The organism is Psychrobacillus sp. INOP01, from assembly GCF_018140925.1.
Taxonomy (GTDB): domain Bacteria; phylum Bacillota; class Bacilli; order Bacillales_A; family Planococcaceae; genus Psychrobacillus.
Genome location: NZ_CP073315.1, coordinates 2,854,535 through 2,880,387 on the forward strand (window position 1 = coordinate 2,854,535; position 25,853 = coordinate 2,880,387).

23 protein-coding genes are annotated in these 25,853 nt (G+C 39.8%); 22 read left to right on the forward strand and 1 reads right to left on the reverse strand.

Translation table 11 applies throughout. From position 1 onward, the window contains the following. The first annotated feature begins 3 nt into the window (after positions 1-3). The 16 genes from KD050_RS14315 (at position 4) to KD050_RS14390 (ending at position 18,165) form a co-directional block, all read left to right on the forward strand. Entirely contained in the window at positions 4-834 is an 831-nt protein-coding gene (locus tag KD050_RS14315) for a cobyric acid synthase (protein ID WP_211893012.1), read from the forward strand. Next, the gene (gene cobS, locus KD050_RS14320) at positions 831-1,580 is read left to right on the forward strand and encodes an adenosylcobinamide-GDP ribazoletransferase (protein ID WP_211893013.1); all 750 of its coding nucleotides are present in this window, start codon (positions 831-833) and stop codon (positions 1,578-1,580) included. Before KD050_RS14315 ends, cobS begins: the two co-directional genes overlap by 4 nt. Next, on the forward strand, positions 1,550-2,149 hold the full coding sequence (locus KD050_RS14325) for a histidine phosphatase family protein (RefSeq protein WP_211893014.1): 600 nt from the start codon (positions 1,550-1,552) through the stop codon (positions 2,147-2,149). Before cobS ends, KD050_RS14325 begins: the two co-directional genes overlap by 31 nt. Beyond that, positions 2,101-2,502 carry a bifunctional adenosylcobinamide kinase/adenosylcobinamide-phosphate guanylyltransferase gene (locus KD050_RS14330; RefSeq protein ID WP_211893015.1) on the forward strand — a complete coding sequence of 134 codons (402 nt, stop codon included), beginning with the start codon at positions 2,101-2,103 and terminating at the stop codon, positions 2,500-2,502. The genes KD050_RS14325 and KD050_RS14330 overlap by 49 nt, the downstream gene beginning before the upstream one ends. Further along, positions 2,486-3,076, forward strand: a complete 591-nt coding sequence (locus KD050_RS14335; protein ID WP_211893016.1) for a cob(I)yrinic acid a,c-diamide adenosyltransferase — start codon at positions 2,486-2,488, stop codon at positions 3,074-3,076. Before KD050_RS14330 ends, KD050_RS14335 begins: the two co-directional genes overlap by 17 nt. 5 nt (positions 3,077-3,081) lie before the next feature. Continuing rightward, complete coding sequence (locus KD050_RS14340; protein ID WP_211893017.1) at positions 3,082-3,564, forward strand: ECF transporter S component; 483 nt, start codon at positions 3,082-3,084, stop codon at positions 3,562-3,564. Next, positions 3,557-4,222 (forward strand): hypothetical protein, encoded by a 666-nt coding sequence (locus KD050_RS14345; protein ID WP_211893018.1) that lies wholly within the window; start codon positions 3,557-3,559, stop codon positions 4,220-4,222. The genes KD050_RS14340 and KD050_RS14345 overlap by 8 nt, the downstream gene beginning before the upstream one ends. A gap of 313 nt (positions 4,223-4,535) precedes the next feature. Next, entirely contained in the window at positions 4,536-6,692 is a 2,157-nt protein-coding gene (locus tag KD050_RS14350; protein ID WP_211893019.1) for a (Fe-S)-binding protein, read from the forward strand. 365 nt (positions 6,693-7,057) lie between these two features. Then, entirely contained in the window at positions 7,058-8,266 is a 1,209-nt protein-coding gene (locus KD050_RS14355; protein ID WP_211893020.1) for an acetyl-CoA C-acetyltransferase, read from the forward strand. Continuing rightward, a complete protein-coding gene (locus KD050_RS14360; RefSeq protein WP_211893021.1) occupies positions 8,263-9,114 on the forward strand; it encodes a 3-hydroxybutyryl-CoA dehydrogenase in 852 nt (283 codons plus the stop codon). The genes KD050_RS14355 and KD050_RS14360 overlap by 4 nt, the downstream gene beginning before the upstream one ends. Positions 9,115-9,128: 14 nt before the next feature. Then, positions 9,129-10,265: an acyl-CoA dehydrogenase gene (locus tag KD050_RS14365; protein WP_211893022.1), complete on the forward strand. Its 1,137-nt coding sequence runs from the start codon at positions 9,129-9,131 to the stop codon at positions 10,263-10,265. A 149-nt stretch (positions 10,266-10,414) separates the two neighbouring features. Then, positions 10,415-11,554, forward strand: a complete 1,140-nt coding sequence (locus KD050_RS14370; RefSeq protein ID WP_211893023.1) for an acyl-CoA dehydrogenase — start codon at positions 10,415-10,417, stop codon at positions 11,552-11,554. A gap of 9 nt (positions 11,555-11,563) precedes the next feature. Beyond that, complete coding sequence (locus KD050_RS14375; RefSeq protein ID WP_211893024.1) at positions 11,564-12,181, forward strand: TetR/AcrR family transcriptional regulator; 618 nt, start codon at positions 11,564-11,566, stop codon at positions 12,179-12,181. 39 nt (positions 12,182-12,220) lie between these two features. Further along, positions 12,221-15,478: a fused isobutyryl-CoA mutase/GTPase IcmF gene (icmF, locus tag KD050_RS14380; protein ID WP_211893025.1), complete on the forward strand. Its 3,258-nt coding sequence runs from the start codon at positions 12,221-12,223 to the stop codon at positions 15,476-15,478. Positions 15,479-15,814: 336 nt separating this feature from the next. Further along, positions 15,815-16,351, forward strand: a complete 537-nt coding sequence (gene rpoE, locus KD050_RS14385) for a DNA-directed RNA polymerase subunit delta (protein WP_211893026.1) — start codon at positions 15,815-15,817, stop codon at positions 16,349-16,351. 218 nt (positions 16,352-16,569) lie between these two features. Then, positions 16,570-18,165: a CTP synthase gene (locus KD050_RS14390; RefSeq protein WP_211893027.1), complete on the forward strand. Its 1,596-nt coding sequence runs from the start codon at positions 16,570-16,572 to the stop codon at positions 18,163-18,165. Between the two features lie 594 nt (positions 18,166-18,759). Here the strand turns inward: KD050_RS14390 and KD050_RS14395 are convergent. Next, on the reverse strand, positions 18,760-19,278 hold the full coding sequence (locus KD050_RS14395) for a DUF2529 family protein (RefSeq protein ID WP_211893028.1): 519 nt from the start codon (positions 19,276-19,278) through the stop codon (positions 18,760-18,762). 156 nt (positions 19,279-19,434) lie between these two features. Between KD050_RS14395 and KD050_RS14400 the strand changes: the two genes are divergently transcribed. From KD050_RS14400 to rho, 6 genes are all read left to right on the forward strand, one after another. Next, on the forward strand, positions 19,435-19,791 hold the full coding sequence (locus tag KD050_RS14400; protein WP_090565666.1) for a response regulator: 357 nt from the start codon (positions 19,435-19,437) through the stop codon (positions 19,789-19,791). Between the two features lie 207 nt (positions 19,792-19,998). Further along, a complete protein-coding gene (locus KD050_RS14405) occupies positions 19,999-20,856 on the forward strand; it encodes a class II fructose-bisphosphate aldolase (protein ID WP_211893029.1) in 858 nt (285 codons plus the stop codon). Between the two features lie 86 nt (positions 20,857-20,942). Continuing rightward, the gene (gene fsa, locus KD050_RS14410; RefSeq protein ID WP_090565661.1) at positions 20,943-21,590 is read left to right on the forward strand and encodes a fructose-6-phosphate aldolase; all 648 of its coding nucleotides are present in this window, start codon (positions 20,943-20,945) and stop codon (positions 21,588-21,590) included. Between the two features lie 19 nt (positions 21,591-21,609). Further along, positions 21,610-22,887, forward strand: a complete 1,278-nt coding sequence (locus KD050_RS14415; protein WP_211893030.1) for a UDP-N-acetylglucosamine 1-carboxyvinyltransferase — start codon at positions 21,610-21,612, stop codon at positions 22,885-22,887. 141 nt (positions 22,888-23,028) lie between these two features. Beyond that, positions 23,029-23,991 carry a class II fructose-bisphosphatase gene (glpX, locus tag KD050_RS14420; RefSeq protein WP_211893031.1) on the forward strand — a complete coding sequence of 321 codons (963 nt, stop codon included), beginning with the start codon at positions 23,029-23,031 and terminating at the stop codon, positions 23,989-23,991. 518 nt (positions 23,992-24,509) lie between these two features. After that, on the forward strand, positions 24,510-25,793 hold the full coding sequence (rho, locus tag KD050_RS14425; RefSeq protein ID WP_090565655.1) for a transcription termination factor Rho: 1,284 nt from the start codon (positions 24,510-24,512) through the stop codon (positions 25,791-25,793). The last annotated feature ends 60 nt before the right edge of the window (positions 25,794-25,853 follow it).

Below are 25,853 nucleotides of genomic sequence, written 5' to 3' on the forward strand. Positions count from 1 at the left end.
ACGATGAAGGGTTTAATGGTACAAGGTACTGCTTCAAGTGTAGGGAAAAGTTTGGTTTGTACAGCTATTTGTCGACTCCTTGTAAATGAAGGAAAGCAAGTGACCCCTTTTAAATCACAAAATATGTCAGGCTTAAGTATTTATACAGACGATGGTTTGGAAATAAGTGTCTCTCAATCATTACAAGCAAGAGCGGCCAGAATCCCTTATTTACCAGAGATGAATCCAATATTATTAAAACCAACTGCGAATATGGAGTCGGATATAATTATATTAGGAAAAAAGTTGAATAGAATGAGTGGCATGCACTACCGAGAGCAATTTTTTGAAGAGGGACAAAAACTCATTAAAAATAGCTTGAATATGCTGTCTGCTTCTTATGAGTATCTGGTATTAGAAGGTGCGGGTAGCCCAGTTGAAGTAAATTTAAGGGACCGCGAATTAGTAAATATGCGTGTTGCTGATATAGCAGATGTGCCAGTTATATTAGTAGCTAATATTGAGTTTGGCGGCGTATTTGCATCCATTGTCGGCACACTTGCACTGCTACCGGAAGCACAAAGAGTACGAGTAAAAGGAATAATTATAAACAAGTTTAAGGGAGACGTTTCTCTATTTCAGGACGGAATAGATTTCATCGAAACATATACAGGAATAGATGTTTTAGGAGTCATTCCTTATTTTGCAAATGAATTTGAGGAAGAAGACGGCGAAGAAAAAAGCCGGCAAATGGCATCAGATGAACAAATTAATGAATGGGCAAGCCACTTTAAAAAGCATGTAAAATGGCAAAAAATCTTATACCTTTTAACTAATGATACGGTGAAAAAATGAGTAGCATTTTGTTAGCACTTCAATTTTTTTCGGTCATTCCAGTAAATAAAAACCTGCCGATGGAAAGACGATCGATTACAGGAATGTACTGTGTCTTTCCTTGGATAGGGGCTGGCATTGGTGCAATTGCTTGTTTAATGCTCTACTTCGAATGGAGTTCACTGATGACAGGGTTTAGTATTGTATTTCTAGGGGTTGTACTTTCTGGGGGACTCCATATGGACGGATTTATCGATACATCAGATGCATTTTTTTCCTATAAGGATCGATTGAAGCGATTTGAAATACTGGAAGATCCTAGAGTCGGTGCTTTTGGTGTGATGGCGGTTGTGTTTTTAGTTATTGGTAAAGTAATTATAATTTCCGAAGTACTCACTACAGAATCATTTCATTGGATTTTCGTATTGCTTATTCCTTTTTTCTCAAGAGTCACGCTAGGCCTGTTATTTTCTTTAACGAATACTGCGAAAACGAGTGGCCTTGCATATTATTTCAAGCAAAGAATGAATGCGAATATCGTCATAATTACGACTGCATGTCACTTTTTTATCGGTTTAGGTATTTTAGGATGGATGACGAATTGGATGGTTACCGTTACTGTTGCCGTTGTGATATTTGCTTTTATTTGTTTATTCCGCAGTTGGGTATTGAAAAATTTCGGTGGAGTAAATGGTGATTTGCTTGGTGCAAGTGTGGAAATTTCGGAGGTGATACTATGGCTAACCCTTTTAGTGTTACTCTCGTAAGGCATTTGCCAACGCAAGGAAATCGAGATAAAAAGTATATTGGCTGGACAGATGAACCGATAATTACTGGCATGAAAACGAAAAAGTTAGCTTATGATACCAAACAAATAATCGGCAGCGATTTGATGCGCTGCAAGCAAACAGCAGCGAAAGTTTTTAGCGGAGTTTCTTATACAGAGAATGCAAATTTTCGAGAATGCTCCTTTGGTGATTGGGAACAAAAAACATATAATGAATTAAAAGAAGAAGCTTCATACAGAAGTTGGCTTGATGATCCGCGACAAATAGCCCCTCCAAATGGAGAGTCAATGCAAGCAATGGAAAACCGAGTGTTACAAGCTTTCTTGGAAATAGTGGAACAGGTCGAGCATCCGATAATCGTAACACATGGTGGACCTATTCGCTTTTTATTGACCAAGTTCGCAAATACAGAAAAGAGTTTTTGGGATTGGAAAGTACCTCATGGCTGCCTGTATACAATGCATTGGGAAAGTAAAAAAGCTGTATTGGAGGGAAAACGATGCACGTCATTTTCGGTGGAGCATTTAATGGAAAACGAGCGTATGTAGAGCAGAGGATTCAAGGACGCAACGTACAGTGGCTAGATGTGGAAGCAGATGCTTATTTTTTAATGCCTAATATAGAAGTGGTTGTTGTTTTTGGGGTTGAAAATCTGCTAGAACCAAAAGGCAAGGAGTTACTCGAAAAATTGGGAAAATGGGATAAACAAGCTGAAGTGCTAGTCATAGCGACAGAAATTGGTCGTGGAATTGTACCGATGGATGCAAGTATGCGCATGCTTCGAGATGATGTCGGTCGATTTTATCAACAGCTTTTTACAAAGGCGGACAGTGTAACACGAATTTGGTATGGTATTTCACAAACAATAAAGGGAGATGAGCAAATTGAAAATTTACACTAAAACGGGTGACAAAGGTAAAACAGGTTTGATCGGGGGAAGAACGGACAAAGACGATATCCGAGTGGAAGCTTATGGAACGATTGATGAAGTGAATTCATTTATCGGAAAAGCAGTAACAGAGCTAGATCCAGCAAAATTTGCGGATGTTTTAGAAGATTTAGAAACGATTCAGCATGAACTATTTGACTGTGGCGGTGATCTTGCAAATGTTTCAAATCGTCGCGTATATAAAATGACGGACGAAGCAATCGATGCAATGGAAAAACGAATCGATGTGCTAGTAGAAGAAGGACCAATTTTAGAGCGATTCATCCTACCAGGCGGAACTCCTGCTGCGGCAACACTTCATATTGCACGAACAGTGACTAGACGTGCGGAGCGTTTGACTGTGACGTTAACGAAGACACAGGAGGATGTTCCGACAGTAGTACAACGCTATTTAAACCGCTTATCAGATTATTTATTTGCAGCGGCTCGCGTAGCAAATGTGAGAGAAAACGTTTCGGACGTTGAATACGTTCGCAGTGCAAAAGTATTTAAAAACGTAGGAAGCGAGAAGAAAGAAGGAGAGTAAGTCGTATGAAACTTCGATTATTAACACTCGCAGCAATGTTTGCAGCGCTATGTACGATCGGGGCATTCATTAAGATTCCTGTCGGGATCGGAAGTGCCGCCTTAGATACGGTACCTGCCCTGATTTCAGCGTCCTTTCTGCCTCCGATTTATGCGGGAGCAGCATCGCTAATTGGTCACTTATCGTCTTCTTTATATGCAGGGTTTCCGTTTGGACCATTGCATATATTTATTGCTATAGAAATGTTTGTAATTTTATTCGTTTACACAAAGCTACACCAAGCAGGGCATCACATTTGGAAATGGATTTTCTTTATATTTGCGAATAGTGTGCTGGCAACACTTCCGTTTTACTGGATTATTTCACCTGCATTTTTTGTGTCGGCTCTTCCCGGCATCACATTAGCGACTATTTTGAACGCGGCAATTGCTATGATTGTCTCTCCAGCAGTTGAGAGAGTATTCGCGCGTGTGAAAACTCATGCGTAATGCTGTTTTATTGCCAAATGGATTTGTATTGACGACCGACAACTCCGCAGGCATCGGCGAAAAAATGGATGACGTTGTTTCAACTCCAGACGAAATAGTATCCTATTTCGCAGCAAGAGTCGCATTGCTCGAACAATGGGCATCTAGTGCAACTCCATTGTCCATTGTTGTTCATAACTTTTCAGGCTACCAAAGCTGGGATAAATATGTCACTGGAATTGAAAAGCTATTTAACGAAATCGGTGTGAAATGCCCCGAAATCACCGGAAGCAGTGAGACAAATATCGAAACATTACAGTCGGCAATAGCAGTGACAATGCTAGGTGAGCAACAAGAAGAAGGCTTTAATGAATTTCGCTGGTACGCATATGGCAAGCCAAGTGTCGGTGAGGAAGTTGTTAAGGATGAAGATAAAATCGCTAATTTGAAAAAAATTAGAGAAGCCATAAATATGGGACTAGTGCATCGGGTCTGGCCGGTTGGATCTACCGGAATTAAAGGCGAGTGCAAACGACTAGGGTTTGATGGCTATTTAGTCGATTGGGATGTGGAGAAATCAGCAGGACCAGCAACATCGGTACTACTTGGCGTTGATATTTTTAAAGAAAAAGAAGCAATACTTCATTTTGGACAATATTTTAAGGCTATCTCATTGTGAGATGGCTTTTTATTTTGGTAAATGTGTTCGTTATCGCATAACCTGGTAGCTCTCTCATTTAGAGTGCAATCTCTCTCGTATATTTTCGGCCATGCGTAAAAATAGTCTCGCGAAGATATTTCCAAATAAATTATTACCCTCTGAAAACATAGAATTCGTAAAAAAATTACAAAATTCACATCTATTCGAATAAATAACTGTTGACTGAATGCTCATTCAGTTTTAATATGGAATTACTTATATATTAGTTTATGAATCTATTGTATTATTTTATTCATAATGTCATTTTACAACTCAGAGGGGGAGAAATAAGATGAATCCATTGTTAATCGCAAACTGGGTACTGTTTATAGCAGTAGTTCTGTATGCTTTAGGATTGTTCGCATATTTGTTGAAAACTAGATATACGTACATCAAACTAGGGAAAAAAGTCGAATTTGAAGATAATGTGAAGGAAAGACTTCACAAAATTTGGGTGTATGTTTTTGGTCAAAAGAAACTATTAAAAGATAAGAAGAGTGGAGCAATTCACGTTATGTTCTTCTATGGTTTCTTACTTGTACAACTGAGTGCAATCGATTTTATCTGGAAAGGCTTAGCGCCTGACTCGCATTTACCACTTGGACCATTGTATCCAACGTTCACGTTTTTTGAAGAAATTGTTACATTAGTAATTTTGGTAGCTGTCGTTTGGGCATTTTACCGTCGTTATATTGAAAAGTTAGTTCGCTTAAAGCGCGGATGGAAAAGTGGTTTAGTATTAATTTTCATCGGAGGGTTGATGGTTTCCGTTTTAGTTGGTAACGGTATGGCAATGATTTGGCATGGTCATGAGGCAACTTGGTCAGAACCAGTCGCTTCTACGGTTGCCGCTATTTTTGGGTGGATACCAGAGGTTGTTGCAGTAACGGTATTTTATATCATGTGGTGGGCACATTTATTATTCCTACTGACATTCTTAGTGTATGTACCACAGTCAAAGCATTTCCACTTAATCACTGGACCGGCAAACGTATACTTCCATCGTTTAGACAAAGTTGGTAGATTACGTCCGATCAATTTTGAAGAAGAGGAAAACGAAGACCCAGAAGCTGAAGAAGAAATGCCTTCGTTCGGGGTTGGTCGTATTCAAGACTTTACGCAAGCACAAATGATCGACTTCTACGCATGTGTAGAATGTGGTCGCTGTACGAATATGTGTCCCGCAACTGGTACAGGGAAAATGCTGTCTCCAATGGACCTAATCGTGAAATTACGGGATCACTTAACATTCACTGGAGCAGTTGAAACGAAGAAAAAACCTTGGGTACCTGCTTTAGCATTCCAAGGAACAAAAGGAAACCAGCTTGCGATGGCTGCTGGAGCAGAAGGCGCAATAATCGAGGACATTTATAGCCCATCTCTAATTGGAGATGTAATTACAGAAGAAGAAATTTGGGCATGTACAACTTGTCGCAACTGTGAAGATCAATGTCCAGTTATGAACGAGCACGTAGATAAGATTATCGACCTTCGCCGTTACCTAGTAATGACAGAAGGGAAAGTAAACCCAGACGCACAGCGCGCAATGACAAATATCGAGCGTCAAGGAAACCCATGGGGACTTAATCGTAAAGAAAAAGAAAACTGGAGAGATGCACGTCCAGATATTTACATTCCAACAGTGAAGGAAGTTTCAAAAGCAGGAGAAGAGTTTGAATATTTATTCTGGGTTGGATCGATGGGATCATTCGACAACCGTTCACAAAAAATTGCTTTATCCTTTGCCCATTTGATGAACGAAGCAGGAGTGAAATTTGCAATTCTTGGCAATAAAGAAAAGAACTCTGGAGACACACCACGCCGCTTAGGAAATGAGTTTTTATTCCAAGAGTTAGCTGGGTCAAATATTTCAGAATTTGAAAAAGCAGGGGTAACGAAGATTGTCACGATCGACCCACATGCATATAATATCTTTAAAAATGAATATGGTGACTTTGGATGGAACGGAGAAGTGCTCCACCATACTGAAATGCTATACGATTTAGTACAAGAAGGTCGTTTGAAACCACAATATGCAGTGAAAGAAACGATTACGTTCCATGATTCATGTTACTTAGGACGCTATAATGATGTATACGACGCTCCACGTGAAGTATTAAAAGCAATTCCAGGTGTGAAGCTAGTAGAGATGGATCGTAATCGCGAAACGGGTATGTGCTGTGGAGCCGGTGGCGGACTAATGTGGATGGAAGAGCATGTTGGAAATCGTGTAAACGTAGCTCGTACAGAACAAGCATTAGAAGTAAACCCAACTATTATATCCTCGGGTTGTCCATACTGCTTAACAATGCTATCAGATGGAACAAAAGCGAAAGAAGTAGAAGAAACAGTTGGCACATACGATATTGCAGAGCTTCTGGAGAAATCGGTATTCGGAGAATTTATTCCACCAGTGGAAGAGGAAGATGCTGAGCCGATTGTTCAATAATTATATTGCAAATAGTCTTATAGTTTCGTAAACTAATATTAATCTCGCTTTAACTGGCAGTAGTAATCCCACATCAAGGCTTGTTCCAAGTAACGGTGCATAAGTGGGAGTTAACAGCCAGTAAAGCCCGAATGGTTGGGCCAACAGGATGTTGGTCACTCAGGTATTGCCGCACAACAAGGCGTTTTTTGCCTGAGTTCGGTTTCTCAATCAGGGGAGGATGAACCAGCCACTGATTGAAGTTTCACTTATATCAAGGGAGTAAATTTTACTCCCTTTTTTCTTACTAATGAAATCGAGCGAGCGTTCAGTCGTTTTTTATTTTTGAAAAGTTGAAAGCGCATACAACAAAAAGGGGTGTCTACATGACGAAAACAGTTATTTTGGATGGAGCACGTACAGCTTTTGGTAAATTTGGAGGGGCATTGAGTACTTTAACTGCCTCAGACCTTGGTGGAGTGGCTATCAAAGAAGCACTAAACCGCACAGGTATTAATCCGGAGCAAGTAGACGAAGTAATTATGGGGACCGTTCTGCAAGCAGGGCAGGGTCAAATTCCTTCCCGACAAGCAGCAACAAAAGCGGGAATTCCATGGTCAGTAAAAACAGAAACGATCAATAAGGTTTGTGCCTCTGGAATGCGTAGTGTCACACTTGCCGATCAATTGATCCGACTAGGTGACGAGGAGATTATTGTAGCAGGTGGAATGGAATCGATGTCCAATGCTCCGTATTATTTACCAAAAGGTAGGTTCGGCTTGCGTATGGGAGATGCAACAATGGTCGACGGAATGGTTTATGACGGACTTTCCTGCTCATTCCATCCTAAACATGTTCATATGGGGACATACGGTAACTCGACTGCAGAAGCGTTTGAATTATCTCGTGAAAAACAAGATGCTTGGTCGTTTAGAAGTCATGACCTTGCATTAAAGGCTATAGATAATGGGATTTTGGGAGAGGAAATTGTCCCGGTAGAAATTCCGCAGCGAAAAGGTGAACCAGTAATCGTGAAAGACGACGAATCACCGCGTCGTAATACTTCATTGGAATCACTAGCTACTCTAAAGCCAGCATTCGGAAAAGAAGGAACGATTACAGCAGGAAACGCACCAGGTATTAATGATGGTGCCTGTGCAATTGTTTTAACAAGTGAGGAAAAAGCAAAATCACTTGGGAAAGAAGCACTTGCATATGTTATTGGCCACGCAGAAGTAGCGATTGAACCTGAAAAATTCCCACAAACACCTGGATTGGTGATCGACAAAATTTTAGAGAAAACGGGTAAAACATTAGCAGAAATAGATTTATTTGAAATAAATGAAGCTTTTGCAGCTGTTGCGTTAGTAAGCAGTCAGTTAGCAGGGCTAGACGAAGATAAAGTAAATGTAAATGGTGGAGCAGTTGCACTTGGTCATCCAATCGGGGCATCTGGTGCACGTATTATTCTAACGCTCGCTTATGAATTGAAGCGTCGCGGAGGCGGAACCGGTATCGCAGCAATCTGTTCGGGTGGCGGTCAAGGAGATGCCATCATGATTGAAGTTCCAAAAACAGGAGGCAGTAAAGCATGAATATCCAAAAAGTAATGGTAATTGGAGCAGGTCAGATGGGTTCTGGGATTGCTCAAGTATGCGCTCAAGCAGGATTTGACGTAAAACTAAATGATCGTGAACAACAATTTTACGATCGTGGAATCCAAACAATTACAAAAAATCTTTCTCGCAATGTAGAAAAAGGTCGAATGACTGAAGAGGAAAAACAATCAGTGCTAAATAAAATTACAATGTCACTAACCATTGAAGATGCAAGCGATGTTGACATTGTGATCGAAGCCGCAGTAGAAAACATGGAGATCAAGCAGTCTATTTTTAAGCAATTAGACGAAATTACACCTACTCATACAATACTTGCAACAAACACTTCGTCGCTACCAATTACAGAAATTGCTGCTGCGACGAACCGTCCAGAGCAAGTAATCGGTATGCATTTCATGAATCCAGTTCCGGTTATGAAGTTAGTGGAAATCATTCGTGGACTCGCTACATCTGATGAGGTATATACAGCAGTTGAAGAAATGACAACGAAACTAAGTAAAGTACCAGTAGAAGTGAATGACTTTCCTGGATTCGTATCTAACCGCATTTTAATGCCTATGATCAACGAGGCAATCTACACGCTATATGAGGGTGTTGCATCTAAAGAAGCTATTGATGATGTGATGAAAATGGGTATGAATCACCCAATGGGACCCCTTCAACTAGCAGATTTTATCGGTTTAGACACTTGCCTCTACATTATGGAAATTTTACATGAAGGATTTGGCGACAGTAAATATCGTCCATGTCCACTTCTTAGAAAATACGTAAAAGCTGGCTGGTTAGGGAAAAAATCTGGTAGAGGTTTCTACACTTACGATTAAAAGGGGCATATATGATGGAGCTAAAGTTTACTGAAGAACAACTAATGATGCGCAACATGGTCAGGGATTTTGCTAAAACAGAAATTGAACCTTTTATTGAACGAATGGAGCAAGGAGAGTTTCCTCGAGAAATCATTCGAAAAATGGGCGAACTTGGATTAATGGGAATTACGGTACCTGAACAGTACGGTGGCTCAGCAATGGATTTTACAAGTTATGTAATTGCCATTAACGAATTATCAAAAGTGAGTGCGGTAATAGGGGTAATACTTTCAGTTCATACTTCTGTTGGAACTAACCCAATACTATATTTCGGTACAGAGCAACAAAAAGATAAATACATTCCGAAGCTTGCAACTGGTGAATATTTAGGGGCCTTTTGCTTAACAGAAGCCTCTGCTGGATCAGATGCAGGCGCATTGAAAACAAAGGCTGTCAAAAAAGATGATCACTATGTATTAAACGGATCAAAGGTATTTATTACAAATGGTGGAGAAGCAGATGTGAATATTGTTTTTGCATCGACTGATCCCTCGCTCGGCTCTAAAGGCATTACGGCATTTATCGTCGAGAAGGACACACTAGGATTTATCGTTGGGAAAGATGAACAAAAAATGGGTCTCCACGGATCTAGAACCGTAGAACTTACATTTGAAGATATGAAAATACCTGTAGAAAACAGACTTGGTGAAGAAGGAGAAGGCTTTAAAATTGCTATGGCTAACCTAAATACCGGACGTATTGGTATTGCAACGCAAGCACTTGGTATTGCAGAGGCCGCTTTCGAAGCCGCTGTTGGATATGCAAAAGAGCGTGTGCAATTTGGTAAACCAATCGCAGCGAACCAAGGTGTTGGATTCAAACTAGCTGACATGGGTACAGCGGTAGAAGCTGCTAGATTACTAGTCTATCGTGCTGCTAGTCTTCGTGAACAAGGACTTCCTTGTGGCAAAGAAGCATCGATGGCTAAACTATTTGCTTCGAAAACCGCAGTAGACGTAGCGATTGAAGCAGTTCAAGTATTCGGTGGTTACGGCTACACAGAGGATTATCCAGTAGAACGTTATTTCCGTGATGCAAAAATCACAGAAATTTACGAAGGTACAAGTGAAATCCAGCGCATCGTGATTGCAAAACATTTAACACATTAAAACTTTCAACTTGATGTCTGAACGAGAGAGATTCGAATCTATCCGAGAGAGACTGCATGCTATACGAGAGCAAATCGATACCAAATGAGAGCGGCACTGCGCTACTCCAAAAAACAACCAAACAACAAACTAAAAAGGCGGGAAATACAATGAATTTTCAACTATCAGAAGAACATGAAATGATTCGTAAAATGGTAAGAGACTTTGCAGAAAACGAAGTTGCGCCAACAGCTGCTGAACGTGATGAGGAGGAACGCTTTGACCGCGAAATTTTCGATAAGATGGCGGAGCTTGGTTTAACGGGTATCCCTTGGCCAGAAGAGTACGGCGGAATTGGTTCCGATTATCTTGCATATTGTATCGCAGTAGAAGAGCTGTCTCGCGTTTGTGGTTCAACAGGTGTAACTTTATCTGCACATACATCACTTGCGGGTTGGCCAATATTCAAATACGGCAATGAAGAGCAAAAACAAAAATATCTTCGTCCAATGGCAGAAGGTACAAAAATCGGTGGTTATGGGTTAACAGAAGCAGGCTCAGGTTCGGATGCAGGTGGTATGAAAACTACTGCAAAACTAGATGGCGACCATTATGTATTAAATGGTTCTAAAATATTTATTACTAACGGTGGAATTGCCGACATATATGTTGTCTTTGCAGTAACGGATCCTGAATCGAAGCATAAAGGCACGAGTGCATTCATCGTAGAAGCAGACTTCCCAGGTTTCTCTGTTGGTAAAAAAGAGAAAAAATTAGGAATTCGCTCATCTCCAACTACTGAAATTATTTTCGATAATTGCCGCATTCCAAAAGAAAACCTTTTGGGGGAAGAGGGGCAAGGGTTCATTATCGCTATGAAAACATTAGATGGCGGACGTAACGGAATTGCTGCACAGGCTGTGGGAATCGCACAAGGAGCACTAGACGCATCGGTAAATTATGCAAAAGAACGTGTTCAGTTCGGTAAGCCAATAGTCGCAAACCAAGGGGTATCCTTCAAGCTTGCAGATATGGCAACTTCAATAGAAGCTTCTCGTTTACTTACATATCAAGCTGCTTGGTTAGAGTCAAATGGCCTTCCATACGGAAAAGAATCGGCTATGGCAAAACTAATGGCTGGTGATACTGCGATGAAGGTAACAACGGAAGCTGTTCAAGTATTTGGCGGATATGGTTATACGAAAGATTATCCCGTAGAACGCTATATGCGTGATGCAAAAATTACTCAAATTTATGAAGGTACACAGGAAATTCAACGATTAGTTATTTCTCGTATGTTAACTAAGTAATCGATGCCTATGGAAAAGAAACACGAAGTAAAGACATCGGTAAAAGATGAGAGTCTTATTGAAAAAAGACGAGATCAAATGATTAGAGCAGCCGTAACTTTATTTAAAGAAAAAGGGTTTCATCGCGCGACTACTAGAGAAATTGCAAAAGAAGCAGGCTTTAGTATTGGGACTTTGTATGAATATATTCGTACAAAGGAAGACGTTCTCTATTTAGTATGTGACAGTATTTACAATGAAGTGCACAACAGGCTGTCACATATTACTTCAGAAAATGGGACTGTCGACGACTTAAAAACTGCTATCCGTCACTACTATGGGGTAATCGATGATATGTCAGATGAGTTCGTAGTGATGTATCAAGAATCTAAGTCACTCCCTAAGGGAGCATTGGAATATGTATTAACAAAAGAATTAGAAATGGTTGATATCTTCCATAAAATAATTATTGGCTGTATTCAAGCTGGGGAACTTGAATTAACGGAGGCGCAAGCACATCTTTACGCACATACATTAGTCGTTCAAGGACAAATGTGGGCATTCCGGAGATGGGCGCTGCGTAAGGAATACGATATCGAACAATTTACAGATTTACAAATCGAATTATTACTCCATGGGATGAAATAATATAAAAACGTTCACTAACAAACAAGGGGGAAATTCAGCATGTCTACGGTAGAAGTATATCGTCCAAAAAATCATGTACGATTCGTTACAGCATCCAGTCTTTTTGATGGACATGATGCATCCATCAATATTATGCGTCGCATTTTACAAGCGAGCGGAGCAGAGGTTATCCATTTAGGACATAATCGCTCTGTGGAAGAGGTAGTAAATGCGGCAATTCAAGAGGATGTGCAAGGAATCGCCATATCTTCCTATCAAGGAGGGCATGTTGAGTATTTTAAATATATGAAAGACTTACTCGTCGAGCGTGGTGCACCACATATCCGCATTTTTGGCGGAGGCGGCGGAGTAATTATTCCGAAAGAAATAAAAGAACTACAAGAGTACGGCATTTCCGGCATTTTCTCTCCAGAGGATGGTCGAAAATTAGGATTGCAAGGAATGATCAATCAAATCCTAATGGAATGTGATGTAGCGACAGAAGCTAAAGGTGTAAATGAGGAGATTTCTAATGTTACGACAGAAAATCCGGAAGTACTTGCTCATTTAATCACGGTAGCAGAGGAAGCCCATCAAACGCATAACGAAGAAGCTGTACAAATGCTGAAGCAAGCAAAGCAATTATCCAAAGGCACGCCTGTGTTAGGTATTACAGGTACTGGTGGAGCAGGTAAAAGTTCATTAACTGACGAATTAATTCGCCGCTTTCTACAAGAGCTTCCAGATAAAAAAATTGCCGTTCTTTCTATTGATCCAACGAAACAAAAAACGGGCGGAGCACTACTAGGTGACCGCATTCGTATGAACGCAATATTCAACAAACGTGTATTTATGCGAAGCCTAGCTACACGAGGGTCGCGTACAGAATTATCCGGAGCACTTGCGGATGTCCTAGACGTTGTAAGAGTTGCTGGATATGACATGATTATTGTAGAGACAAGTGGAATCGGACAAGGGGATGCGGAAATTGCGAATGTATCGGATGTGTCGATGTATGTAATGACCAGCGAGTTCGGAGCGCCTTCTCAATTAGAAAAAATTGACATGATTGATTATGCGGATTTAATCGTTATCAATAAATTCGAGCGTAAAGGCTCTGAGGATGCACTTCGTCAAGTGCAAAAGCAGTATCAACGAAGCCGTGAGCTTTGGCATGATGATCTAGATACGATGCCTGTTTATGGAACCATTGCTAGTCAATTTAATGATAAAGGAACGAATTCATTATTTGCAGCACTTGTTGCTACATTAAATGAAAAGACAGGTTCCACTTGGGAGACTTCCTATGACCAGTTTGTGAAAACGCAAAAGCAGAATGTCATCATACCTAATGATCGCCGCTACTATTTGCGTGAAATTACAGATGCTGTCCGTGGGTATCATCGCAAGTCCGAAGAGCAGGTTGGCTTTGCAAGAAGACTGTTCCAGCTAGAAGGTGCTATCGAACAGGTGAAGGAAAAAGCTTCGGATGATGTCCTAATCCAATCACTTGAGTCATTGGCTACAGGTGTTCGAGATGAACTAACTGCAGAATCTAAACGAATATTAGAAAATTGGGCAGCACTAAAAGAAGCATATGCTGGGGATGAATTTATCACTAAAATTAGAGATAAAGAGATTCGTACAATTCTTCGTACGGTAAGCTTGTCGGGACTTAAAATACCAAAAATAGTGTTACCTAAATTCGTAGACTATGGAGAAATTTTGCGCTGGGTTTATAAAGAAAATGTACCAGGATCATTCCCTTATACGGCAGGTGTTTTTCCTTTTAAACGAGAAGGAGAAGATCCAAAACGTCAATTTGCTGGAGAAGGAACACCTGAACGGACAAATCGACGTTTTCATTATTTATCTAAGGATGACGATGCGAAACGCTTATCAACTGCGTTTGACTCGGTGACGTTATACGGAGAAGATCCAGATCATCGTCCAGATATATACGGAAAAGTTGGAGAATCTGGTGTTAGTATTTGTACATTGGAAGATATGAAGAAGTTATATGACGGATTTGACCTATGTGCACCTTCCACTTCGGTTTCAATGACGATAAATGGACCTGCTCCAATTATTTTAGCGATGTTCATGAATACAGCAATTGATCAGCAAGTGCGTCTAAAGGAAGAAGAACTGGGACGTACGCTTACTGTAGAGGAATTTACAGTAGTTAAGGCTACTACATTACAGATTGTTCGAGGAACTGTTCAAGCAGATATATTGAAAGAGGATCAAGGTCAAAATACATGTATTTTCTCTACAGAATTTGCACTTCGAATGATGGGAGATATTCAGCAATATTTTATCGACCAAAAGGTACGAAATTATTATTCTGTGTCTATCTCGGGTTATCATATTGCAGAAGCAGGGGCGAATCCGATTTCACAGCTAGCATTCACGCTTGCGAATGGCTTCACTTATGTGGAGTACTATTTAAGCCGTGGCATGCATATAGATGACTTTGCACCGAATTTATCGTTCTTCTTCTCGAATGGATTGGATCCAGAGTATACCGTTATTGGCCGCGTTGCCCGTCGTATTTGGGCAGTCGTAATGCGTGATAAATATGGCGCAAATGATCGCAGTCAAAAGCTGAAATACCATGTGCAAACGTCAGGACGAAGCTTGCACGCTCAAGAAATTGACTTCAATGATATTCGTACGACGTTACAAGCATTGATGGCTCTACAAGACAACTGTAACTCGCTTCATACAAATGCCTATGATGAGGCAATTACGACTCCTACAGAAGAATCAGTTCGTCGTGCAATGGCCATCCAAATGATTATTACAAAGGAACACGGTCTATCGAAAAATGAAAACCCATTGCAAGGTGCTTTCATCGTAGAAGAAATGACGGACCTTGTAGAGGAAGCTGTACTTTCCGAATTCGATCGTATTAATGACCGCGGTGGTGTGCTTGGGGCAATGGAAACGCAATACCAACGTGGTAAAATTCAAGAAGAATCTATGCACTACGAGATGAAAAAACATACTGGTGAGCTACCAATTATCGGTGTAAATACTTATTTAAATCCAAATCCTGCTTCCGAAGAGGACATTAATAATATGGAAATTGCTCGAGCAACAACAGAAGAAAAAGAAACGCAAATAACCAATCTTCGAAACTTCCAGCAAAAAAATGAAGCAGAAACAGAAGAAGCTCTTGCTCGCTTGAAGCAGGTTGCTGTTACTGGTGGCAACATTTTTGAAGAGTTAATGACAACTGTTCAAAAAGCAAGTCTTGGTCAAATCACGCATGCTTTGTATGAAGTTGGGGGACAATATCGTCGTAATATGTAAACGGTTGATCCAAGGAAAATAAATTTAGTGTTCCGATCATTATCGGAACACTTTTTTCCTTTTTTTTTGTATAATATACCTAGTATGTAGTAAAGGAGAATTTGGATGAAAAAACCTATTCACATTTTGGTCATAATAATTCTTTTACTACTAACTTTATTTCTATACAACAAACAACTAGCCTCCATTCCACTGCTTTTAATATCTTTTTATTTGTTTACAATTGTAGGGCGGAAAATTTCTCTTTTCAAAAAGAATAAATGAATGTAGCATATAACATACTTGTGTGTATATAATGAAAAGTATGCAAACGAACATAGAAAGGACGTGCACGATTTGAAATTTCGTGAAATGACAACAACACAATTACAAGAAGAATCGTTAATCGATCTAGCATTTGCGATTTTAGAAGATAAAAAAAACTCATTAACTTTAAAAGATTTGTTTGATGAGATTCAACATTATAATGGGCTTACAGATGAGGAAATGGCTTCCCGTAAACCTCAATTCTATACCGATATGAATATTGACGGACGCTTTTTAGCAATTGCTGAAAACCAATGGGGCCTTAGAGAATGGTATCCAGTAGAACAAATTGAAGAAGAATCAGCTCCTACTGTAAAAGTTCGTAAAAAGAAAGATAAGGTAATAGATGATGATTTAGAAGATTTAGATGAGGACGAAATCGTATTCGAAGAAGAATTCGATGAGTTTGTAGAAGATGACGATGAGGACGAAGATGATGACGACGACGAACCAGTTATCGAATTTGTTGGAGAAGAGATTGATGAAGTGATTGAAGAAGATTTGATCGATGAAGACGATGATGAATTTGAAATCGATGAAGAATTAGACGAGGAAGACGAAGAATAATTCTTGACTTATCCTCTTAAACGCTATAAGATTCTATTGGGCTCTTTTTGAAGAGACATTACTCATGTGCATATGCGCTCCCCTGCAAAGAAGCAGGCGGAGCGTTTTTTGTTATTGCTCTACTCTTATTTATTTGAATGTTTTAACGCATACTAAAATAAGAAATTGTTCCCATCGGATATGGTGCGGACTAGATATTACATTAGGAGGAACACATAATGACTAAATTTATATTTGTTACTGGTGGGGTTGTATCTTCACTTGGTAAAGGGATTACTGCTGCATCACTTGGTAGATTATTAAAAAATAGAGGACTAAACGTAACGATTCAAAAATTCGATCCTTACATCAATTTAGATCCTGGAACAATGAGTCCATATCAACACGGAGAGGTTTTCGTAACAGATGACGGAGCAGAAACAGATTTAGATTTAGGTCACTACGAGCGTTTTATCGACATAAACTTGAACAAATACTCGAATATTACAACTGGTAAAGTCTACTCATCTGTTCTAAGAAAAGAGCGTCGTGGAGATTATAATGGTGGGACAGTACAGGTAATTCCACATATTACAAATGAAATCAAAGATCGCTTATTTTTAGCTGCAAAAGAAACACATGCAGATATCGTTATTACGGAAATCGGTGGAACCGTAGGAGATATCGAATCTCTTCCATTCCTAGAGACAATCCGTCAAATGAAACGTGATGTTGGTAGCGATAACGTAATGTATATTCACTGTACTTTAGTACCATTCATTAAAGCTGCGGGAGAAATGAAAACAAAACCAACACAACATAGTGTTAAAGAATTGCGTAGCCTAGGTATTCAACCAAACGTTATTGTGCTTCGTTCGGAAATGCCAGTTCCTCAAGATATGAAAGATAAAATCGGGCTGTTCTGTGATATTAAACCAGAAGAAGTAATTGAATGTATCGATGCGGATTCTTTATATGAAATTCCATTGAATTTACAAGCGCAGCATTTGGACCAAATTGTAGTGGATCATTTCAAACTTCAAGCGCCTGAAGCGGATATGACCGACTGGATCAGCTTAGTAGATCAAGTAAAATCATTATCGAAAAAAGTTCGTATTGGTTTAGTTGGTAAATACGTAGAACTTCAAGATGCATACATTTCTGTTGTAGAAGCGATGAAACATGCGGGCTACAAATTTGATGCAGACGTAGAAGTGAAATGGGTAAATGCCGAAGAAGTGAATGATGCAAACGTTGCAGAAATCCTTGCTGATGTAGATGGTATCCTTGTTCCTGGTGGATTTGGAGATCGTGGAGTAGAAGGGAAAATTGCCGCTACTAAATTTGCACGCGAAAACAATGTTCCATTCTTAGGCATTTGTTTAGGTATGCAATTGGCAACAGTTGAATTTGCGCGTTCTATTCTTGAACTTCAAGGAGCACATTCTACAGAGTTAGACCCAACTACACAACACGCAATTATCGATTTATTGCCAGAGCAAAAAGATGTAGAAGACCTTGGTGGAACACTTCGTTTAGGATTATATCCATGTAAGTTAACACCAGGTTCAAAAGCTCATCAAGCATACGGAGAAGAACTTGTGTACGAACGTCACCGTCACCGTTATGAGTTTAACAACGAGTACCGTGAGCAATTTGAAGCAGCAGGATTTGTGTTCTCTGGTACAAGCCCAGATGGTCGCCTAATCGAAATCATCGAACTACCAGATCACCCATTCTTCGTAGCTTCTCAGTTCCACCCGGAATTTGTGTCACGTCCACAACGTCCACAACCGTTGTTCCGCGACTTCATCAAAGCATCCGTTGGTGAATAAGAAAAGTGGAAGTAACTATATAGAAAAACCAGAAATTTAAGCAAGTATTGAACGTAAAAGAGGATTACTCATGAGATTTAGCATGAGCAATCCTTCTTTTTTTTATTTAGTTAACAGATTAAGTATATTCTACATGGATGCGCGCTGCCGCACAGTTCGCGTGAACCTTAAGGATGTTTCGCTATCGTTCCTTCATCCCTTTGAAGTCTCATTATTCGTGCTCCTGTGGGCTGTAAGGCGCACATCCTATTGACCACTACTAGAGGGGAAACTCACTTACTAAACTCAAAAAGTATATACGTAGTTGCTAGTAGGATACAAAAGATAGGGAGTTCCAAATGAATTTATGCTTTTCGTAATAATCGTTTTTATATTAAACGCTCTGTGCAATTTCTAAGGCCCGAGGTTTAGCGACTGCCCGCGGAAAGCGTCCACCTGAAACGGAAATCAATAATATTCATTTCCTACAAATAATATCATTGAAAAGAAGCATTATTTGCGTTTACCAAGTAAATACTTGCAGAACAGAAAAAATATCCAAAAAAACCTAACAAAAAAGCCTTAAGAAATTTTCTTTAGGCTTTCTTGTTTAAATTATTCACCAATTAGCATTTCGTTTAACTTCATCTTCACTGCCTCATAAACAAATAATCCACCTAAAGCATGTGGGAGCACAATACGAGTTCCATCCTCAGCGGGTAGTAGCCCTTTAGTAAGTTTTGTGGAAATGTATGTATAAGCAAGGTCGGCTAGCATATTGTCATCACTTATCGGTTCTGCTGCTAAAGCACTAAAAGGAATAAACTCTTCACTCAACTTTTTAGCTAAAGCCAGAGCTTCCTCGTCGTAACAGGAACGAGTGAAAATCCAAACACGATCTGCACTTGTCAGTTCGATTTCGGGTGACCAAGACTGCATGGATGGGAAGGGCTCTGCTGCAAACTGTGCATTAACCAAAATACTTTTCATTTCCCCGAAAGTAGCAAAAAAAACTGTTCCTTCTCGAGCAGCAGCTTGCGCAAGTAAACGAGCGGTTTCCTCAATATTTTCTTCCTCTGAGCTGGAGATTCTTTGTAATAATCCTGAAAGTTGCGTTGTTAACATTTTCATCATAATTCACCTCTCATTTATTATAAAGTAAAGTTCTCCATATAGCTTATTAGGTAATTAAACAGAAAAAAATGGGGAAATTTTATAAAAATAGAGGGAATGCCTCAACCAATATCGTATAATACAATATGGGATTAATAAAGAAGGAGTTTGCATGCGATGAAACATATTTTAATAGTGGATGATCAGTTAGGAATACGGTTGCTGTTAAAAGAAGTTTTTACACAAGAAGGATATGAAGTCAGTTTAGCTGCAAATGGGTATGAAGCTTTAGAACTTATCAATGAGCACAAAATCGATGGAGTTTTACTCGATATGAAAATCCCAGGTATGGATGGAATTCAAATTCTAAAGTTAATAAAAGAACAATGGAGCGATCTCCCGGTCATGATGATGACCGCATACGGAGAGTTGAATTTCATAGAACAAGCACAGAGATTAGGTGCCTCTCTTTATTTCACTAAGCCATTTGATGTATTTGAACTAAGAGATTCTGTGAATAACCTCCTGAAATAAGTTGGAACAGCAGGCAGTGGAAAACATCGCCTGTTTTTGTTATGATGTAGGAAGAAAGTAGAAGATACCATTTAGTTACTACATAGGGCTGCTGTAACTTGTTTTACACATGAATATTCCTACTTCAGACTATTGGTGTCCGCAGCTAGACAGCTAGAAATAAATATAATTTTGGAATGCAAAAGCAAATAGAGGAGGTCCATTTCAATGGCTTTAGTTTCGATGAAAGAAATGCTGGAAAAAGGGAAAAAAGAAGGATACGCAGTAGGGCAATTTAACATTAACAATTTAGAGTTCACGCAAGCAATCCTATTAGCAGCTGAGGAAGAAAAATCACCAGTAATTTTAGGGGTATCTGAAGGTGCAGCAAAATATATGGGTGGCTTCGTTGCAGTCGTATATATGGTAAAAGGATTAATCGAATCTTATAAAATTTCAGTGCCAGTGGCAATTCATTTAGACCACGGATCTAGCTTCGAAAAGTGTAAAGAAGCAATTGATGCAGGTTTCACATCTGTAATGATTGATGCTTCTCATCATCCGTTTGAAGAAAACGTTGAAACCACATCTAAAGTAGTAGAGTATGCACATGCGCGAAACGTATCTGTAGAGGCTGAACTGGGAACAGTTGGTGGACAAGAGGATGATGTTATTGCAGATGGAGTTATTTACGCAGACCCTGCTGAATGTGCAGAGCTAGTAAAACGCACAGCAATCGACTGTTTAGCTCCTGCTTTAGGTTCAGTTCATGGACCATACAAAGGTGAACCAAACTTAGGCTTCAAAGAAATGGAAGAAATTTCGAAACTTGCGGATCTTCCACTTGTTTTACACGGTGGAACAGGTATACCGACACATGATATTACGCGTTCCATTTCACTAGGAACTGCGAAGATCAATGTAAATACAGAAAACCAAATTGCTGCAACTAAAGCGATTCGTGATTTTTTTGCTTCTGATGCAGAGCAATATGATCCGCGTAAATATTTGACACCGGCACGTGATGCGATTAAAGCAACAGTAATCGGCAAAATGCGTGAATTTGGAAGTTCAAATAAAGCCTAATAATAAGTAAGAAAAATAGCTACGGGGGAGAAGTGTTCAAATAGAACCTTCTCCTGTTTTTCCATCATGAGGAGGATATTATTCATATGAAATTTTTTATCGATACTGCCAATTTTGACGAAATAAAAGAAGCGCACGCTTGGGGAATTCTATCAGGAGTAACAACGAATCCATCGCTAGTAGCTAAAGAAAATATTTCATTCCACGATCGTCTTCGTGAAATTACCGCATTAGTAGACGGTTCGGTAAGTGCGGAAGTAATTGCGCTAGATGCAGAAGGCATGATTAAAGAAGGTAGAGAACTTGCTGCCATTGCACCGAACATTACTGTAAAACTACCGATGACTCCAGAAGGTCTTAAAGCTTGTTCTGTATTCCGTTCAGAAGGTATTAAAACGAATGTCACACTTATTTTCAGTGCAAACCAAGCATTGCTAGCAGCTCGTGCTGGGGCAACATACGTATCACCATTTTTGGGACGTTTAGATGACATCGGTCATGATGGTATGGAATTGATCGCAAAGATTGCACAAATCTTTGATATTCATAATATTGATACTGAAATTATTGCAGCATCCATTAGACATCCACAACATATTACGGATGCAGCGTTAAACGGTGCACATATTTCAACAACACCTATTAAAGTACTAAAACAACTATTTAATCATCCTTTAACAGACAAGGGAATTGAAGGATTTCTAGCGGATTGGAACAATCGTAAAAGCGAGTAACAAGACGAAGGAGAACTGTATGGAAGTTTATAAAATCAAAGGGGGACAACGCCTTCAAGGAACCATTAAAGTAAGTGGGGCAAAAAATAGTGCAGTTGCACTTATTCCTGCTTCTTTATTGGCGAATTCCCCTGTAACTATTGAAGGTTTACCAGAAATTTTAGACGTTTGGACGTTAAAAGAAATTTTGGAAGAGGTTGGAGCAAAAGTGACATTTGAAAATGGAACAATGACGATTGATCCGACAAATGTTGTGGATATGCCTCTTCCAAATGGCAACATAAAGAAACTTCGTGCGTCTTACTATTTAATGGGTGCCCTGCTTGGAAGATTCAACAAAGCGGCAATAGGTTTACCTGGCGGATGTCACTTAGGCCCAAGACCTATCGATCAGCATATTAAAGGTTTCGAGGCATTAGGTGCATCTGTGTCCAATGAGCATGGTGCTATCTATTTGCGTGCACAAAATTTAAACGGCGCTAAAATCTATTTAGATGTTGTAAGTGTAGGTGCTACTATTAACATTATGTTAGCAGCAGTTAAAGCAAAAGGTCGTACGATTATTGAAAATGCAGCAAAAGAACCAGAAATCATTGACGTAGCAACTTTATTATCTAATATGGGTGCGAATATCAAGGGTGCTGGAACAAATGTCATCCGAATAGACGGTGTGGAAGAATTACATGGTACAAAGCACACAATTATTCCAGATCGTATTGAAGCCGGTACATTCATGATCATGGCAGCAGTAGCTGGAGATGGCGTGACAATTGACAATGTGATTCCTTTTCACGTAGAGGCATTAACTGCTAAACTACGTGAAATGGGTGTGAAGGTGGAAGAACATGAAGAAAAGATTGTAATTCCGAAAGTGGAAGACATATTACCAGTTGATGTAAAAACATTGGTATATCCAGGCTTCCCAACTGATTTACAACAGCCCTTTTCTGTATTGATGACTCAAGCAATGGGCACTTCTGTTATTACGGATACTATTTACTCCGCTCGGTTCAAACAAATCGATGAGTTACGTCGGATGAATGCAAACGGTCGTGTAGATGGTAGAACTGCAATCATGACAGGTCCAGTAAACTTAGAAGCTGCTACCGTACGTGCAAGTGATCTTCGTGCAGGTGCAGCGCTTGTCATTGCAGGGTTAATTGCCGATGGAGAAACGGAAATCCAAGATATTTTCCATATAGAGCGTGGGTATAGCTCTTTAGTCGATAAGCTTCAAGGGCTTGGAGCGGATATCAGACGGGTAGAAATAAAAGAAGTGGAAATAAATAACGATTAATTTCTACGGGTAGTTTGACTTATTTTTAGGAGCTATTAATGGATAATTGTCACTTATCAAATTTGACAAATATGCTACAATGAGACAGGAAGAAATACAGTTCGGAATTTGGATAATGCAAAACTGGAGGCTTATATTATAATGGAACGTAGTTTATCAATGGAATTGGTTCGAGTAACAGAAGCAGCAGCAATCGCATCTGCACGTTGGATGGGTCGGGGTTTAAAAAACGAAGCGGATGATGCGGCAACAACTGCTATGCGTACAGTTTTTGACACGATCCCAATGGAAGGCGTCGTTGTAATCGGAGAAGGAGAGATGGACGAAGCGCCGATGTTATATATTGGTGAAAAACTTGGTCTTGGAACGGATGGTCCTCATGTAGACATCGCAGTAGATCCTTTAGAAGGTACAAATATCGTAGCCTCAGGTGGTTGGAATGCACTTGCGGTACTTGCAGTCGCCGATCGCGGAAACTTACTTCATGCTCCAGATATGTATATGGAAAAACTTGCTGTTGGTCCTGAATCTGTAGGCCAAGTGGATATTAATGCATCGGTGTTAGATAATTTAAAAGCAGTTGCTCGTGCAAAAAATAAAAACATAGAAGATGTTGTGGCTACTATTTTAGGTCGCCCTCGTCACCAAAAAATCATTGATGAAATTAGAGCAGCTGGAGCACGTATAAAGTTAATCACAGATGGTGATGTTGCCGGAGCTATTAATACAGCGTTTGATGATACTGGTGTAGATATTTTATTCGGAATGGGCGGTGCTCCAGAAGGAGTTATCTCTGCCGTTGGATTAAAATGTTTAGGTGGAGAAATCCAAGGGAAACTGGTACCTCAAGACGAAGCAGAGCTTGCACGTTGCATCAAAATGGGTCTAGACGTAAACAAAGTTTTGCGTATGGAAGACTTAGTTAAAGGCGATGACGCCATTTTTGCAGCAACAGGTGTTACGGATGGTGAACTTCTTCGTGGAGTACAATTTAAAGGTGCCTTCAGTTCAACGCATTCCATCGTTATGCGTGCTAAATCCGGTACGGTTCGTTTTGTTGAAGGTCGTCACAGCTTAAATAAAAAACCAAATTTAGTTCTATAAGAAAAGCGATCGAGCCGCTAACGTCTGAAGCTGAACAGTATAGAAATGCGAAAGCGCCCATGCTTTGGAAGTCACTCTAAGTTTGCGGCATCGTGTCGCAACGACTGACTGACCCACACCCTGTGGATCTCCGACAAGCAAGAATTGCAATAAAGGCATGCTTTGCCTTGAATCGCAAGACTAAAGCGACCTCGAGGGGCTATGCGCTGAAGCTGGACAGTATAGAAATGCGAAAGTGCCTATGCAAGCCCCGACAAGCGCTGGAAGAATTGCAATAAAGGCGTTCTTTGCCTTTATTTGCAAAGCTAAAGCGACCTCGAGGGGGCTAGGCACTGAAGCTAGACAGAAGATGAGTAATAAGTATATACTTTCTTAATCTATAAAATAAGAAACTTTCCTTTATGTTTTACCCGGCGACCAATCCAAGGACGTCGGGTAACCTCTTATAAAACTTCTTTCTTTAACATTTCAAACATTAGTAAAACAATAAAAAATAATAAAGAGTGGTGCATTCCCATATGACACAAACAACAATTAATGAGTTAGAAAACATGACTCTAAAAGAACTATATGCACTTGCGCGAAAATTTAAAGTAGCCGCATATAGTAAACTTTCAAAGAAAGAACTTATTTTTGCAATCTTAAAATCTCGTGCTGAACAAGAAGGATTTTTCTTCATGGAAGGCGTATTAGAAATTATTCAACAAGAGGGCTTCGGTTTCTTACGCCCGATTAACTACTCACCTAGCTCAGAGGATATCTATATCTCTGCTTCTCAAATTAGAAGATTTGATCTTCGAAATGGAGACAAAGTAACCGGGAAAGTGCGACCGCCAAAAGAAAGTGAACGCTATTATGGACTGTTGCATGTAGAATTAGTTAACGGGGAAGACCCAGAAGTAGCGAAGGAAAGGGTACATTTTCCAGGGCTAACACCTTTATATCCTGATCGTCATATCGTATTGGAAACAGTTCCTGATAAACTATCGACTCGTATCATGGATCTGGTAGCACCTGTTGGTTATGGTCAACGTGGATTGATAGTGGCACCACCGAAAGCTGGTAAAACATTACTTATTAAGGAAATTGCCAACGCAATAACAACGAATCATCCAAATGCAGAACTAATTGTTTTATTAATAGATGAGCGCCCAGAAGAAGTAACTGATATAGAGCGTTCTGTTAAAGCAGATGTTGTCAGCTCTACATTTGATGAGGTTCCAGAAAACCACGTAAAAGTGGCAGAGCTCGTACTTGAAAGAGCCATGCGTCTAGTTGAACATAAACGTGATGTTATCATTTTGATGGACTCCATTACACGTTTAGCTCGTGCATACAACTTGGTTATCCCACCAAGTGGGCGTACACTTTCAGGTGGTATTGACCCAGCAGCATTCCATCGTCCAAAACGATTTTTCGGAGCAGCACGTAATATCGAAGAAGGTGGAAGCTTAACAATTCTTGCTACTGCACTAGTTGATACTGGATCTCGTATGGACGAAGTTATTTATGAGGAATTTAAAGGAACTGGTAACTTAGAACTTCATTTAGACAGAAGCCTTGCAGAGCGTCGTATTTTCCCAGCAATTGATATTCGTCGTTCTGGAACAAGAAAAGAAGAGTTACTTATTCCTAAAGAACAACTGGATAAACTTTGGGCAATTCGTAAGACATTCTCCGATTCATCTGACTTCGCAGAACGTTTCTTAAGAAAACTTCGTCAATCAAAAACAAACGAAGGATTTTTTGAGCAACTAGCTGTAGAAATGAAAGCACATCGAAGCGGAAAAGTAACATTGTAAACTAAACATTTGCATTAGACTTCTAAAGATGATATTATATTTAACGTAACATAACACATT